Source organism: Actinomadura sp. NPDC048021, assembly GCF_040653135.1.
GTDB classification, from domain to species: domain Bacteria; phylum Actinomycetota; class Actinomycetes; order Streptosporangiales; family Streptosporangiaceae; genus Spirillospora; species Spirillospora verrucosospora.
In genome coordinates, this window is record NZ_JBEZJQ010000035.1 from 1 (window position 1) to 13486 (window position 13486).

The 13486-nt window shown below is 75.2% G+C and carries 14 protein-coding genes, 1 pseudogene and 1 riboswitch; of the genes and pseudogenes, 4 read left to right on the forward strand and 11 right to left on the reverse strand.

Going from position 1 to position 13486, the window contains the following annotated elements; translation table 11 throughout:
• From AB0C87_RS38160 to AB0C87_RS38170, 3 genes and pseudogenes are all read right to left on the reverse strand, one after another.
• A pseudogene (locus tag AB0C87_RS38160) lies at positions 1–348 on the reverse strand (M56 family peptidase); the annotation flags it as partial.
• Positions 345–707, reverse strand: coding sequence for a BlaI/MecI/CopY family transcriptional regulator (locus tag AB0C87_RS38165; RefSeq protein WP_345182972.1), 363 nt, complete (start codon positions 705–707; stop codon positions 345–347). The pseudogene AB0C87_RS38160 and the gene AB0C87_RS38165, both read right to left, overlap by 4 nt.
• 5 nt (positions 708–712) lie before the next feature.
• Complete coding sequence (locus AB0C87_RS38170) at positions 713–1633, reverse strand: cation diffusion facilitator family transporter (protein ID WP_345182971.1); 921 nt, start codon at positions 1631–1633, stop codon at positions 713–715.
• 177 nt (positions 1634–1810) lie between these two features.
• On the opposite strand from AB0C87_RS38170, the gene AB0C87_RS38175 reads away from it, so the two are divergent.
• Complete coding sequence (locus AB0C87_RS38175; protein WP_360581637.1) at positions 1811–3226, forward strand: NAD(P)/FAD-dependent oxidoreductase; 1416 nt, start codon at positions 1811–1813, stop codon at positions 3224–3226.
• Here the strand turns inward: AB0C87_RS38175 and AB0C87_RS38180 are convergent.
• Positions 3214–3909, reverse strand: coding sequence for an ABC transporter ATP-binding protein (locus tag AB0C87_RS38180; RefSeq protein WP_360581638.1), 696 nt, complete (start codon positions 3907–3909; stop codon positions 3214–3216). The genes AB0C87_RS38175 and AB0C87_RS38180 overlap by 13 nt on opposite strands.
• The gene (locus AB0C87_RS38185) at positions 3906–4961 is read right to left on the reverse strand and encodes an FtsX-like permease family protein (RefSeq protein ID WP_360581676.1); all 1056 of its coding nucleotides are present in this window, start codon (positions 4959–4961) and stop codon (positions 3906–3908) included. Before AB0C87_RS38185 ends, AB0C87_RS38180 begins: the two co-directional genes overlap by 4 nt.
• Before the next feature lie 170 nt (positions 4962–5131).
• Between AB0C87_RS38185 and AB0C87_RS38190 the strand changes: the two genes are divergently transcribed.
• Together AB0C87_RS38190 and AB0C87_RS38195 are read left to right on the forward strand one after the other, a co-directional pair.
• Entirely contained in the window at positions 5132–6337 is a 1206-nt protein-coding gene (locus AB0C87_RS38190) for a sensor histidine kinase (RefSeq protein ID WP_360581639.1), read from the forward strand.
• Entirely contained in the window at positions 6334–6972 is a 639-nt protein-coding gene (locus tag AB0C87_RS38195; RefSeq protein WP_345182966.1) for a response regulator transcription factor, read from the forward strand. The genes AB0C87_RS38190 and AB0C87_RS38195 overlap by 4 nt, the downstream gene beginning before the upstream one ends.
• 62 nt (positions 6973–7034) lie before the next feature.
• Here the strand turns inward: AB0C87_RS38195 and AB0C87_RS38200 are convergent, their stop codons facing one another.
• The 3 genes from AB0C87_RS38200 to AB0C87_RS38210 are packed head-to-tail and all read right to left on the reverse strand — an operon-like array spanning position 7035 to position 9537.
• A complete protein-coding gene (locus AB0C87_RS38200) occupies positions 7035–7547 on the reverse strand; it encodes a dihydrofolate reductase family protein (protein WP_360581640.1) in 513 nt (170 codons plus the stop codon).
• Positions 7544–9037 (reverse strand): MFS transporter, encoded by a 1494-nt coding sequence (locus tag AB0C87_RS38205; protein ID WP_360581641.1) that lies wholly within the window; start codon positions 9035–9037, stop codon positions 7544–7546. Before AB0C87_RS38205 ends, AB0C87_RS38200 begins: the two co-directional genes overlap by 4 nt.
• Positions 9034–9537, reverse strand: a complete 504-nt coding sequence (locus AB0C87_RS38210) for an alpha/beta hydrolase fold domain-containing protein (protein ID WP_345182963.1) — start codon at positions 9535–9537, stop codon at positions 9034–9036. The genes AB0C87_RS38205 and AB0C87_RS38210 overlap by 4 nt, the downstream gene beginning before the upstream one ends.
• 108 nt (positions 9538–9645) lie before the next feature.
• Between AB0C87_RS38210 and AB0C87_RS38215 the strand changes: the two genes are divergently transcribed.
• On the forward strand, positions 9646–10872 hold the full coding sequence (locus AB0C87_RS38215) for an alpha/beta hydrolase fold domain-containing protein (protein WP_353835658.1): 1227 nt from the start codon (positions 9646–9648) through the stop codon (positions 10870–10872).
• Between the two features lie 68 nt (positions 10873–10940).
• Here AB0C87_RS38215 and AB0C87_RS38220 read toward each other — a convergent pair whose 3' ends face one another.
• The 3 genes from AB0C87_RS38220 to AB0C87_RS38230 all read right to left on the reverse strand — a co-directional run bounded on the left by AB0C87_RS38220 (position 10941) and on the right by AB0C87_RS38230 (position 13306).
• Positions 10941–11618: a DUF305 domain-containing protein gene (locus AB0C87_RS38220; protein WP_360581642.1), complete on the reverse strand. Its 678-nt coding sequence runs from the start codon at positions 11616–11618 to the stop codon at positions 10941–10943.
• A 76-nt stretch (positions 11619–11694) separates the two neighbouring features.
• Positions 11695–12186: a DUF6153 family protein gene (locus AB0C87_RS38225; RefSeq protein ID WP_345182960.1), complete on the reverse strand. Its 492-nt coding sequence runs from the start codon at positions 12184–12186 to the stop codon at positions 11695–11697.
• A gap of 61 nt (positions 12187–12247) precedes the next feature.
• The gene (locus AB0C87_RS38230) at positions 12248–13306 is read right to left on the reverse strand and encodes an NlpC/P60 family protein (protein WP_345182958.1); all 1059 of its coding nucleotides are present in this window, start codon (positions 13304–13306) and stop codon (positions 12248–12250) included.
• Positions 13307–13309: 3 nt separating this feature from the next.
• A riboswitch (cyclic di-AMP (ydaO/yuaA leader) is annotated at positions 13310–13454 on the reverse strand.
• Positions 13455–13486 lie beyond the last annotated feature (32 nt).

Below are 13486 nucleotides of genomic sequence, written 5' to 3' on the forward strand. Positions count from 1 at the left end.
AGGACGCCCCGCCCCCGGAGGACGCCCCGAAGAAGGAGCCCGGTGGAAAGCCCCGGACCTCCGAGCAGGCGACAGCACGGCCGCCGGGATCCCCACCGCGTCCGGGACCGGCCGGTCGTCCCCGAACAGCGCCCACTCGGGGACGTGCGCCGCCGCGGACGGGGCCAGCGTCGCCGCGTAGTTGACGGCCACGAAGAAGCCGGTGCCGAGCGCGGCCACCGCGGTCAGCGCGCCGGTGGTCGCGAGCAGCCGCGCCGACCAGGACGGATGGAGCCGTGACGGCGCCTTCGCCAGCGCGGCGCTCAGCGTCAGCATGATGGCGAGGGGCAGGAAGGTGAACCAGTTCACCCGCCGGCCTCCGGAGGGTCGAGGAACTCGCGCAGCTTGCGCGCCTCCTCGGCGCTGAGCGACCGCGCGAACCGGTTCAGCACGTTCCCCGGGTCGCTGGCGTGCCGCAGGTGGTCGCGCATGCGCCCCGCCACCAGCTCGGACTCGTCGACGGCGAGCCGGTACCGGTAGTGCCGGCCCGCCCGGGCGCGCGTGACCAGCTTCTTGTCGTGCAGCCGGTGCAGGATGGTGTTCACCGTCGTGTAGGCGGGATCACCGTCCAGCCGCTCCACCAGCTCGGCGGTGCTGGCCGCCCCGCCGAGCCCGGCCAGCGCGGCGAGCACCTCCGCCTCCAGACGTCCGAGCGGCCTGCGCGTCACCGTCCTCAGCCCTCCTTACGCAGCACGTCCGGCTCAAGATAGACGAGCCGGGCGATCGGGACCGCCGCGCGGATGCGGGCCTCGGCGTCGTTGATCGCGTCGGCGACCTCCCGCGCGTCGTCCCGCAGATCCACGGCGATCTTCGCGGCCACGAGCAGCTCGTCCGGCCCGAGGTGCATGGTGCGCATGTGGATCACCGCGGGGACGTCGCTGCCCTCCACGATCGCCCGCCTGATCAGCCGCAGGTGCTCCGGCGTCGCGGACTCCCCGACGAGCAGGCTCTTGACCTCCGTGGCCAGCACGATCGCGATGGCCGCGAGCAGCACGCCGATCGCGGCGGTGCCGATCCCGTCCCAGACGCCGTCGCCGGTGACCAGGGTCAGGCCGACGCCCGCGAGGGCGAACACCAGCCCGACCAGCGCGCCGGTGTCCTCCAGCAGGATCACCGGGAGCTCCGGCGACTTGGACCGGCGGACGAACTGCACCCAGCCCGCCCGTCCGCGGCTGCGGTTCGACTCCCGGACCGCGGTGCGCAGCGCCGCCCCCTCCAGCGCGATCGCCACCAGCAGGACGGCGATCGGCACCCACTGCCACTCCTCGATCGGGTGCGGATCGCTGATCTTGTGCCATGCCTCGTACAGCGCGAACAGCCCGCCCAGGCTGAACAGGACGATCGCCACCAGGAACGCGTAGATGTAGCGCTCGCGCCCGTATCCGAACGGGTGCTCCTCGGTCGCGTCCCGCTGCGCGCGCTTCCCGCCGATCAGGAGCAGCGCCTGGTTGCTGGAGTCGGCCACCGAGTGGATCGCCTCCGCCAGCATGGACGACGAGCCCGTCAGCGCGAACGCCACGAACTTGGTGACCGCGATCCCGAGGTTCGCGGCCAGCGCGGTGATGACGGCCCTGGTACTGCCTTCGGCGCTCACGGACTCCCCTGTCGTGCGGTCTGCAACCACACTTGTAGCAGAAAGGCGGGAGGCCCGGGAGAACCGGTCCCCCGATTTGCGATCATTGACGGCGGCAGGGGGGAGTCCTGCCGTACGCCGCGGTGTCCGGCAGGATCCGGGTGGACGAGACTGCGGCCGATCGGAAGGGCTGGGGGCATGGACGAGTTCGATGTCGTGGTGGTGGGGGCCGGGCCGACGGGTGAGAACCTGGCCGAGCGGGCGCACGCCGGCGGGCTCAGCGTGGCGGTCGTGGAGAGCGAACTGGTGGGCGGTGAGTGCTCGTACTGGGCCTGCATGCCCAGCAAGGCGCTGCTGCGCCCGGCCGCCGCGCTGGCGGACGCGCGGCGGCTGGCCGGCGCCCGCCAGGCGGTGACCGGGCCGCTGGACGCCGAAGCGGTCCTCAGGCGCCGGGACGAGTTCACCTCGCACTGGAAGGACGACGGCCAGGTCGAGTGGCTGGAGGGCGCCGGGCTCGTCCTGGTGCGCGGCCGCGGGCGGCTGGACGGGCCCAGGCGCGTCGCGGTGCAGACCCCGGGCGGCGGGCGGCGGGTCCTGACCGCCCGCCACGCCGTCGCGGTGTGCACCGGCACCCGCGCGGCCCTGCCCGGCCTGCCGGGCCTGGCCGAGGCGCGCCCCTGGACCAGCCGCGAGGCGACGTCCTCCGAGCGGGTGCCGCCGCGGCTGGCCGTGATCGGCGGCGGCGTGGTGGCCTGCGAGATGGCCACCGCCTGGCGGGCGCTCGGCAGCGAGGTGGTGCAGCTCGTGCGCGGGTCGCGCCTGCTGCCGCGCATGGAGCCGTTCACCGGCGAGGCCGTGGCCGAGGGCCTGCGCGCGGCCGGCGTGGACCTGCGCTTCGGAACGTCGGTCACCGGTGTCCGCCGCGACGGACCGGTGACGCTCACCCTGGACGGCGGCGACACCGTCACCGCCGACGAGGTCCTGTTCGCCACCGGCCGCACGCCCGCCACCGACGACCTCGGGCTGGACACGGTCGGGCTCACCCCGGGCCGGCCGATCCAGGTCGACTCCACCGGGCTGGCGGTCGGCGTGCCCGGCGAGTGGCTGTACGCCGCCGGGGACGTCAACGGCCGCGCGCTGCTGACCCACCAGGGCAAGTACCAGGGCAGGATCTTCGGCACGGTCATCGCCGACCGCGCCGCCGGGCGCCCCCTCGACACCGCCGCCTGGGGGCGCAGCGTCGCGACCGCCGACGAGCGGGCGGTCCCGCAGGTCGTCTTCACCGACCCCGAGGTCGCGGCCGTCGGCCCCACCCTGGAGGAGGCGACGCGGGAGGGGCACCGGGTGCGGGCGGTCGACTACGAGCTCGGCAACGTCTCCGGGGCCTCGCTGTACGCCGACGGCTACCAGGGCCGCGCCCGCGCGCTGGTCGACCTGGACAGCGAGACGCTCCTCGGCGTCACCTTCGTCGGGGCGGGGGTGGCCGAACTGCTCCACTCCGCCACCATCGCGGTCACCGCCGAGGTCCCCCTCTCCCGCCTCTGGCACGCCGTCCCCTCGTACCCCACCATCAGCGAGGTCTGGCTCCGCCTCCTGGAGACCTACCGCGGCTGACCGGCGGCGGGGGCGCTCTCGGACAGGCGGCCGTCGGTCATGGAGTACACGCGGTCGGCGGCGGCGAGCCTGGCCAGATCGTGGGTGACCATGACCGTGGCCAGCCCCCGGTCGCGGGTGAGGCGGTCGAGCAGCCCGACGACCTGCTCGCCGCGGACGTGGTCCAGGGCGCTGGTGGGCTCGTCCACGAGCAGCACCTCCGGGCCGTTCATCAGGGCGCGGGCGATGTTGACCCGCTGGCGCTCGCCGCCCGACATCTGGTGCGGCCGCTTGTGCTCCAGCCCCGCGAGGTCGACGGCGGCCAGCAGGTCGCGGGCCCGGCCGGCGGCCCGCCGCGGCGACCGGCCGGCCATGTGCGCCATCACCGTCAGCTGGTCGAGGGCCGTCAGCGAGGCCGGCAGGTTGGGCTGCTGGAAGACGATGCCGATGTGGTCGCGGCGCAGCCGGGTCCGTTCGGCGGGGCGCAGCCCGGCGGTCTCCCGGCCCGCCACGGCCACCGTCCCGGAGTCGGGGGACACGAGCGTCGCGGCCACGGCCAGCAGGCTCGACTTGCCGGATCCGGAGGGGCCGACGACCGCGGCGAACTCGCCGGGCCCGACCGCCAGGCTCACCCGATCGAGCGCGGTCAGGGTGCGGTCGCCGTCGGGATAGGTCAGGACGACGTCGGCGAGGGCCAGGCTCATCGTGCGGCTCCCAGCGCGGTCAGCGGATCGACGGAGGTGATCTTGCGGATGGCCAGCGCGGCGCCGGCCGCGCCGAGCACGACCATCACCGCGACGGGCAGGACGGTGGTGGCGGCCGAGACCACGAACGGGACGCCGTCCCCGATCGCGAGGCCCGCCAGCCCGCCGGCGGCGCCGCCGAGCCCGGCCCCGGCCAGCAGGACCAGCACGGCCTGGGCGAGCGCGTCGCGCAGCAGGTAGCCGGTGCTCGCGCCGAGCGCCTTGAGCACGGCCACGTCGCCGCGGCGCTGGATCGTCCAGACCGTGAAGAACGCGCCGATGACCAGGGCCGAGATCGCGAAAAGGAACCCCCGCATGAGCTGCAGCGACCCGTTCTCGGAGGAGAACGACGGGATCGCGGACTTCGCGTCCCCCTGGGCGATCGTGGTGGTGCCGAGCCGCCGGTCGGCCGCGTCCAGGTCGGGACGCCCCGTCTCGCGCAGCAGCAGGACGGTCGCGGCAGGGCCGCCGCCCGACGGCTCCAGGGCGCGCCAGTCCTCGATCCCGAGCCAGGCGACCGGCGTGTGGCTGTAGGACGACGCGGCGCCCGTCCCGGCCACGGTGAGCCGGTGCCCGAGGACGTCGACCCTGGCGCCGGCCGCCAGTCCGGTGCTGTCGGCCAGTTCCGCCGACAGCACGATCTGCCCGGACGCGGGCGGGTGCGCCCGGTCGCCGGGAGCGACGCCGAAGAGCGCGGCCGGTGCTCCGCGCGCCCCGGACGGGCCGAAGGTCATCCGGCCCATCGAGACGCCGAGCGGCTCGGCCCGCACCCCCGCGACGTCCTGCCAGGCCCGCGCCGTCGCGTCGCTGATCCGGCTCCCCGCGAAGGACGTCTCCCCGCCGAACACGACATGGTCGGCGGGGAGGTCCTCGATGGCCGAGGCGCTGTCGCGCGCCAGGCCGGCCGTCAGGCCGGACAGCAGGGTCACCAGCAGCGTGATGAGCAGCACGACCGACCCCATGAGCGCGAACCGCCCCTTGGCGAACCGCAGGTCTCGCAGCGCCACGAACACGTGGGCCCCCGTTCCCGTCATCATCCGAACCGACGTTGCCCAGCGTGCGCCGCGGGCCCGTCCCGGCGCATCGTGCGGCGGGACGGGCCGAGCGCCTTCTTCCGGACACCGGGACATCAACCATTCGATCGATGCGGCCCGGGCATCCCGTCGCCTACTGTGAGTGAGAAATGCCGAACGATCTGTTCTCGCCCGCGATGCGGTTGCTCGGCTGGGCCGTGCACGGCACCTTCCTGGTGCTGCTCGCGATCGCCCTGGTCCGCACGCTGCACGACGCGCGGGCGGGAATCGCCGCGGGCGGCCTCGCCCTCGGGGTCCTCTACGCCGCCGGGGTGGTCTGGGCCCGGCACGAACGGCGCCCTCGCCCGCTCCCGGCACGGCTGTGGCTCGCGCTTCTCACCGCGGCCTGGGCGGGGCTGGCCCTGTCCTCCCCCGACTTCGTCTGGCTGGCCTTCCCGCTGTTCTTCCTCTACCTGCACCTGCTGCCGCTGCCCGCCGCGCTGCCCGGTGTGGCGCTGCTGACCGCCGCGGCGATCGGGGCCGTGGCCTGGCACGGCGGCGGGGTCACGCTGGCGGAGGTGCTGGGCCCGAGCGTCGGCGCCTCCGTCGCCACCCTCATGGCCCTGGCCTACCGGGCGCTCTACCGGGAGAGCGAGCAGCGCCGCCTGCTCATCGAGGACCTGGTCAGGACCCGCGAGAGGCTGCTGCGCGCGGAGGCCGACGCGGCGCGGCTCACCGAGCGCGAGCGCCTGGCCCGGGAGATCCACGACACGCTCGCCCAGGGGATGTCCAGCATCATCCTGCTGCTGCGCGCCGCCCGCCGCGACCTCGACACCGACCGCGACGCCGCGGTGGGGCGGCTGGCGGAGGCCGAGCAGGCCGCCGCGGAGAACCTGGAGGAGGCCCGCAACTTCGTGCGCGCGCTGGCCCCGCCCGCCCTGCAGCGGTCCTCCCTGCCGGACGCGCTGCGCCGCATCACCGAGTCGGCGGACGCCCGGTCGACCGCCCGGATACGTTTCCAGGTCTCCGGGTCCCCCGCCGATCTCCCGGTCGACCACGAGGTCGCGCTGCTGCGCATCGCCCAGGGCGCTCTCGGAAACGCCGCCGGCCACTCCGGCGCCGAGAACGTCGGGGTCACCCTGACCTATCTTGACGACATGGTGGTGCTGGACGTCTTCGACGACGGCCGCGGCTTCGATCCCGCGGCGGCCGGCGGGCGCCCGCCGGAGAGCGGGACGGGCACCGGCTACGGGCTGCGGGCGATGCGCGACCGCGCCCGGGCGCTGGGCGGCGCGCTCACCGTAGAGTCGGCTCCGCGGGAGGGGACGGCCGTGGTGGCGACCCTGCCGCTGCCCGGCGGCGGGGAGCGGCGGTGAGCGGGCCGATCCGCATCCTGCTGGTGGACGACCATCCCGTGGTGCGCTCCGGGATCCGCGCCATGCTCGCCGACCAGCCCGGCTTCGCGCTGGTCGGGGAGGCGGCGACGGGGCGGGAGGGCGTCGAGGAGGCGCGCCGGCTCCGCCCCGACGTCGTGCTGATGGACCTGCAGCTCGGCGCCGGGATGCACGGCAGCGAGGCCACCCGCGAGATCACCGCCGCGGGGGCGGGCGCGCCGCGCGTCCTCGTGCTGACCACGTTCGACACCGACTCCGACATCCTCGCCGCCATCGAGGCCGGCGCCACCGGCTACCTGCTCAAGGACGCGCCCCCCGACCGGCTGTTCACCGCGATCCGGTCGGCCGCCGCCGGGGACAGCGCGCTCGCGCCGAGCGTCGCCTCGCGCCTCCTCGGCCGGATGCGCTCGCCCACCGCGACGCCGACCGCGCGCGAGCTGGAGGTGCTGCGCCTGGTCGCCGAGGGCCTCTCGAACCGGCAGATCAGCAAGCGGCTGTTCCTCAGCGAGACCACGATCAAGACGCATCTGGTGCACCTCTACGCCAAGCTCGGCGTCGACTCCCGCACGGCCGCGGTCGCCGCCGCCTCCCGTCGCGGCCTGATCCGCCCACCCTGACCCGGCGTCGATCGGGTCCGGCCGTCCCGTCCGGGACGGCCGGACGCGAGCGGTGGCCTCCCCTACCGGACGGGCCGGTAGGTGATCGAGACCGAGCCGGACGGGAACGCGCGGGACGCCGCGCGCTCGAAGGAGACCGGAGCGTCGAAGAGCCGGCCGCCGGAGCCGGCGGCGATCGGGTCGATCACGAGGCGGAGCTCGTCCAGCAGACCGCGGGCGAGCAGGCCGCGCACCAGGGTCGGGCTGCCGGTGACGAGGAGCGTGCCGTCCAGCCCCGCCACCTCGTCGAGTCCGGGGAGCGGCTCGGAGTTCGCCCACTCCAGCGGGGCGTCCGACGAGGTGACGACGTACTTCCGGAAGGCGTTCATGCGCTCGGCCATCGCACCGTCGGCCGTCGGCCAGTAGGCGGCGTGGTCCTCGTAGGTGCGGCGGCCGACGAGGAGGGCGTCCGCCTCGTCCATGCCCGCCGTCACGGCCCGGTCCACCTCGTCGTCATGGTGAGGGCCGTGCCACGTCTCCGGGCCTTCGACGACTCCGTCGAGCGTGCTGAACAACTCCGCGACGATCCTTCTCATGAGACCGCTCCTTCGAGGACGGGGTCCGGCGCCGGGGCTTCGGCGGGACCGGGGACGGGCAGGTGCCGGAGCGTCCGCGCGACGAGAACGGCCACGGCGGCCAGCAGGACCGCGCAGACCAGCGCGATCACGTGGAGTTCGGTGGTGAAGGCCGCGCGCGCCTCGGCGACGCCGGAGCCGCGCGCGACGGCGTGGGCGAGGCCTTCCCGGGCGGCGGGCGGCAGGCCGGGCGCGGCCCGGTACACGATCGTGCCGACACTGCCGAGAAGGGCGACGCCGAGGGCGGTGCCGAGCTCGTTGCCGGTCTGCGAGAGCCCGGCCGCCGACCCGGCCCGCTCGGGCGGCAGCGAGCCGAGGACGATGGCGGTGCCGACGCTGACGAGGGGGCCGCTGCCCAGGCAGGTGACGGCGAACGCGGCGGCCAGCGCCGTCGCGTCCGGCGCCGCGGCCACGCCCAGGAACCCCGCGACCGCGACGGCCATCCCGCCCGGCAGCAGCAGCCCCGGCCGGACCCGGCGGCCGAGCAGCGGCGCGGCCTGGAAGGACGCCAGCGCCGCGAGCATCCCGGGCAGCATCACCGCCCCCGTCTCCAGCGGCGACAGGCCGTCCACCAGCTGGAAGCGCTGCGCGATGAACGTCATGGCGCCGCCGGACGCCAGGGGGAAGACGGTCAGCGCCGCCATGACGACCGCGAAGACCCGGCCGCGGAACAGCGAGACGTCCAGCAGCGGGTCGGGCAGGCGCCGCTGGCGGCGGACGAACAGCGCCCCCGCGGCGATCCCGGCGGCCAGCGCGGCGGCGGGCAGCGGGCGCGGCCCGTGCGCGGCCAGCTCCTTGACCCCGTAGACGGCGGGCAGGATCGTCGCCAGCGACAGCGCGACGCTCGCCGCGTCGAGCCGTCCGGCCGAGGGGTCGCGGTGCTCGGGCAGCAGGAACGGGCCGGCCAGCAGCAGCGGGACCATCGCGGGCACGCCGAGCAGCAGCACCGAGCCCCACCAGAAGTGGTCGAGCAGCAGCCCGCCCGCCAGGGGCCCGGCGATCGCGCCGAGCGTGAAGCAGCCCGCCCACACGCCGATCGCGCTCGCCCGCTGCCGGGGATCGGCGAACATCGTCGTGATCATGCCGAGGGTGCAGGGGGTGAGCGCGGCCCCGGCGACGCCGAGCACCGCGCGCGCCGCGATCAGCGCCGCCGGGCTCGCGGCGAACGCGGCCGCGCAGGAGGCGGCCCCGAACGCGGCGGCGCCGGCCAGCAGCAGCCGGCGGCGGCCGATCCGGTCGCCGAGCGCGCCCATCGCGACCAGGAATCCGGCGACCATGAACCCGTACACGTCCATGATCCACAGCTGCTCGGTGCCGCTCGCGCCGAGGGCGACGCTCAGCTCCGGCAGCGCCATGATCATGACGAACATGTCCACCGAGACCAGCAGCGCCGGCAGGGCGAGGACGGCCAGCGCGATCCACTCGCGGCGTCCGGCGCGGGGCGGGGTCATCGGACGCTCCTCTCCTCGACGGGGACGCCCGCGGCCCGCAGGCGCCCGGCGTAGGCGCGCCCGTCGTCGTCCGGGCCGGTGACGACGGTGGCGGCGGCGACCCCGGCCAGGTCGGGCGCGAACCCCGCGGGCAGCCGCGGGCGCACGAGGATCTGCCGCTCCAGCGGCGGCCAGCCCTCGTCGCGGGCCAGCAGGGCGAGCCGGGCGGCGATCGCCGCCCCGCCGCCCTGCCCCGCGACGACCAGGCGCGCGGGCGCGGCGCCGAGTTCGGCGGCGTGGTCGGCGGCCCAGCCGAGCGCGGCCGCCGCGTCGTCCAGCGCACCGGGCCGGGCGGCGTCGAGTTCCGGAGAGAGGGCGACGGCGTGCGGGCCGAGGTCGCCCGGCGTCCCGTCGAAGTGCAGCAGCAGGCGCGTGTCGTCCGTACCGGACCAGCGCACGCCGGCCCGCAGCGGGCCGGACGCGCCGCGCAGGTGGATGTCCACCCGTTTCGTCGTGGTCATGGGTCGACCGTGGCAGCGCGGCCCCTCCGGAGGGAAAGGCCGTTCGCGCATGACGGTCGTGCATGATCGGCATCACCACCGGGGGCGCGGTGCGGCGACAATGGCCGCATGCCGGACGACACCCCGCCGCGCGTGCTCAGGCTGCCCCAGGCGCCGGACGCGATCGAGCTGCGCCATCTCCGCGCGTTCGTCGCCGTCGCCGAGGAGCTGAACTTCGGCCGCGCCGCCGCGCGCCTGTACCTGTCGCAACCCGCGCTGAGCCGCCAGATCAAGGGCCTGGAGCGGCTGGTCGGGTGCGACCTGCTGAACCGCTCGACGCACCGGGTGGAGCTGACCCTCGCCGGAGAGGCCCTGCTCGACCGCGCGAGGACCCTGCTGTCGGGCGTGGACGACGCGATCGCGACGACCCGCTCGATCGGCGGCGAGGCGTCCGGCCGCGCGGGCAGGCTGTGGCGGCCGATCGCCGACCACAACCGCGCGGGCGGCGACCTCGGTCAGATGGGCGTCGAGTACGAGACCCTGCTCGCCGAGTTCGAGCCGCCGCCGGAGGTCGCGGTCAGGCCGGTGAAGGCGGGCGGAGTCCCGGCCCTGCGGCTGGCGCCGCCGGACGCCTCACCGTCGCGCGTCCTCTACCTGCACGGGGGCGGCTTCGTGATGGGCTCGGCGTACGGGTACCGGCCCCTGGCGGGGGCGCTCGCGGTGGCGGCCGGGTGCGAGGTGGTCGTCCCGGACTACCGGCTCGCGCCGGACTTCCCCTTCCCAGCCGCCCTGGACGACGCGGCGGGCGCCTACCTCTGGCTGCTCGAAGCGGCGCCGCCGGAGCGGGTCGTGATCGCCGCCGACTCCTCGGGGGCGAGCCTGGCCCTGTCCCTGCTGCTCGCGCTGAAGGACAAGGGCCTTCCCCTGCCCGGCGGCGCCGCCCTGTTCTGCCCGTGGATCGACCTGGCGCACACCGTCCTGGAGGAGGAGCCGGCCGGCCCCCAGCTCGTGGTGACCGGCCGGATGATGCGCCAGTGCGTCGACCACTACCTCGCGGGCCGCTCCCTGGACGATCCGCTGCTGAGCCCGCTGGCCTCCCCCGGCCGCCTGAGGGGCCTGCCGCCCCTGCTGCTCCAGGCGGGCACGGGCGACCACCTGGTCGGCGACGCCCGCCGCCTGGCGGAGGAGGCGAGCGAGCAGGACGTGGACGCGCGGCTGGAGCTCTACCCGGTGGCCACCCACGGCTTCCACCTGTTCTGGACGTTCCTCCCGGAGGCGGCCCGCGCCCTGGACCAGGCGGGACGCTTCGTCCGCGACGTGACCGCCGCGTCCGCCGGGCACCGCACCGGTTCCTGAGGCCGAGGCGCCTCCGGCACGGAGGCGGGCGGGGGCGCGGCGCCGCCCGCCTCCGTGACCGGCGGTCCTCACTGCTTCAGCAGGGACCTCATCTTGGCGATCTCGGCGGTCTGCGAGGAGATGATGGTCGCCGCCATCTGCTTGGCCGGGGGGAACTGTCCGGAGGACTGCTCGGCCTTGGCCATCGCCACGGCGCCCTCGTGATGCTGGATCATCATCGTGAGGAACGCCCTGTCGAACGCCGCGCCCTTGGCCGCCTCCAGTTCCTTCATGTCCTTCTCGCTCATCATGCCGTCCATGCCGTCCGTGCCGCCGTGGTGCATGCCGCCCATGCCGGTCGTGCCAGGCGAGGGGACGGGGGCGCCCCAGGCCTTCAGCCACGCGCCGAGCTGCTGGATCTCCGGTCCCTGCGCCTTCTTGATGTCGGCGGCCAGGGTCTTCACCTCCGCCGACGAGGCGCGGGTGGCGGCGAGGTCGGCCATCTCGATCGCCTGCCGGTGGTGCGGGATCATCATCTGCGCGAACATGACGTCCTGGCCGTTGTGCGGTCCGGCCTGCGCGCCGCCGGCAGGTGCCGAGTGGGCGGGCAACGAGTGGGCGGGCATGGAGTGGGCGGGCATGGAGTGGGCGGGCATGGAGTGGGCGGGCATCGAGTGGCCCGTCGAGCCGCCGTCGTCGCCGTCGCCGCACGCCGCCAGGGCGATCGCCAGGGCCGGGACGGTGATGAGCGCGAACGCTCGCTTCATGGTGGTGAGCCTTCCGTGTCGAGTGCTGTGATCGGTGGTCGGCGGCGGCGCCCGTTTCCGGGCGCCGCTGGACCTGTCACAGCCTCAGCACGCTCAACCTGTGCAGGGACGGTCTCGGCGGGGGCCGTCCGACCAGGAGGATCCGCACCCGCGGCGGCCGCGACACGGCCATCGGCGGCGACCTCCGCAGGCGCAGCGCCAGGAGGGCCGCGACGAGGGCGAGTGCGAGCAGGGTCAGCATGGCCAGGCAGACCTGGCCGCCGGGGTGGTCGGGGTGGCGGTCGGAGTGATGGCCGCCGGGCCGGTCGCCCCGGGGCGGACGGTGCCCCGCCATCGCTTCGGCGGCGGGGGCGGCGTGCCCGGCGGCCATGGACGTCAGCGGAACGCCGCCCATCTCCGCCGGGCTCGCCGTGGACTGGAAGCCGTGCATCGCCAGCAGCCCGAGGAGCACGAGCAGGCCGGACGCCAGCCGGAGGACGTCCGGGCGCACGGAGCGCCTCGGCCGTCCCACCGGCCGTTCCGCGTGCGCGCCGTCCCGTGCGGGGAGGCCGCCGACGTGCGTGCTCATCTCGCGGACCAGGGTAGCGAAGGGTGATCGGCGGTCACCGGCGGGTCACCGCTTCGAGGGGTCAGGCGACACGGACCCCGCCCGCGAATGGGCGGCCGGCGATGGGGGCGATCTTGACGACGTCGCCGGTCTGCGGCGCGTGGACCATGTTGCCGTTGCCGATGTACATGCCCATGTGGTGCAGGTCGCTGTGGAAGAACACCAGGTCGCCGGGCTTGAGCTGGCTCATGCTCACGTGGGTCCCGGCGTTGTACTGGCTGCCGGTGTAGTGGCCGAGCGTGATGCCGACCTGCGCGTAGGCGTAGAGGGTCAGCCCGGAGCAGTCGAAGCCCTTGATGTTGGCGCCCTGCGCGGTGCCGTAGCTCGGGCCGGACGCGTTGCCGCCGCCCCAGGAGTAGGGCACGCCCTGCTGGGCGAGGGCGGCCCGGACGGCCGTCATGGCCTTGGCCGAGGCCCCGCCGGAGTTGAGGTTGGGGATGGAGGCGGGACCCGTGCCCGCGGTCCTGAAGGTGCCGAGCTGCTTCTCGACCTTCTTGAGCTTGATCTGGAGTTCCCGGCGCTTCTTCCTCGCCTCGCCGGTGAGCGCGCGCACCTGGGCGGCGCGCTGCTCGGCGGCCTTGCGGGACCGGTCGGCGCCCTGCATCACCTGGAGCATCTGGGTGATGCGGACGTCGTTCTGCTTGGCGAAGTAGTTGAGGGTGGCCGACTGGTCCAGGACGGCCTGCGGGTCGGACGACGAGGCGAACGTGATGGCCGGGTCCGCCGGGCCGTTCTTGTAGCTGTCCGCGGCGATCTTCGCCATGCGTTCGCGCGCTTCGTCCAGCGCCTTCTGCTGGCGCAGGGCGCTGCTCTTGGCGAGCTTCGCGGCGTGCTCGGCCTGCTTGAGGCGTTCGCGCAGGCCGTTGTACTGCTCGCTGAGCTTCTCGGCCTCGTCGGCGAGCTTCTCCTGCTGCGCGGTCAGTTGCTTGCGCGTCGGCTTCGGCTCGGCGTGGGCGGGCGCGGGCGCGAGAAGCCCGGCGGACAGCGCGAGGGCGGCCGTCCATGCCGTGACGTCGCCGAGCCGGCGGGTGCGGATCCTGCGGCGGGCTGTCGTTCGGGGGCCGGCAGCTCGTCGCTGCATGCGGTGTCCTCTCCTGTACCGCCTACCGGGTCAGCTGACGGGTTCGGGCCGGAGTCGCCCTACCGTCCCGCGGGACGGACTCACCCCTGAAGATCGGGTCCCCGGTTCCCCGGACGGAGACGTCCGCGGGATTCGGCGCGGTCGCCGGCCGTCCCCGGCGGGGACGTCGGACCGTGACCT

Excerpts from the sequence above, each read along its gene's own strand:
- AB0C87_RS38175 (WP_360581637.1), top strand. The coding sequence starts at position 1,811 with ATGGACGAGTTCGATGTCGTGGTGGTGGGGGCCGGGCCGACGGGTGAG.
- AB0C87_RS38180 (WP_360581638.1), bottom strand. The coding sequence starts at position 3,909 with ATGAGCCTGGCCCTCGCCGACGTCGTCCTGACCTATCCCGACGGCGAC.
- AB0C87_RS38190 (WP_360581639.1), top strand. The coding sequence starts at position 5,132 with ATGCCGAACGATCTGTTCTCGCCCGCGATGCGGTTGCTCGGCTGGGCC.
- AB0C87_RS38200 (WP_360581640.1), bottom strand. The coding sequence starts at position 7,547 with ATGAGAAGGATCGTCGCGGAGTTGTTCAGCACGCTCGACGGAGTCGTC.
- AB0C87_RS38205 (WP_360581641.1), bottom strand. The coding sequence starts at position 9,037 with ATGACCCCGCCCCGCGCCGGACGCCGCGAGTGGATCGCGCTGGCCGTC.
- AB0C87_RS38210 (WP_345182963.1), bottom strand. The coding sequence starts at position 9,537 with ATGACCACGACGAAACGGGTGGACATCCACCTGCGCGGCGCGTCCGGC.
- AB0C87_RS38215 (WP_353835658.1), top strand. The coding sequence starts at position 9,646 with ATGCCGGACGACACCCCGCCGCGCGTGCTCAGGCTGCCCCAGGCGCCG.
- AB0C87_RS38220 (WP_360581642.1), bottom strand. The coding sequence starts at position 11,618 with ATGAAGCGAGCGTTCGCGCTCATCACCGTCCCGGCCCTGGCGATCGCC.
- AB0C87_RS38225 (WP_345182960.1), bottom strand. The coding sequence starts at position 12,186 with ATGAGCACGCACGTCGGCGGCCTCCCCGCACGGGACGGCGCGCACGCG.
- AB0C87_RS38230 (WP_345182958.1), bottom strand. The coding sequence starts at position 13,306 with ATGCAGCGACGAGCTGCCGGCCCCCGAACGACAGCCCGCCGCAGGATC.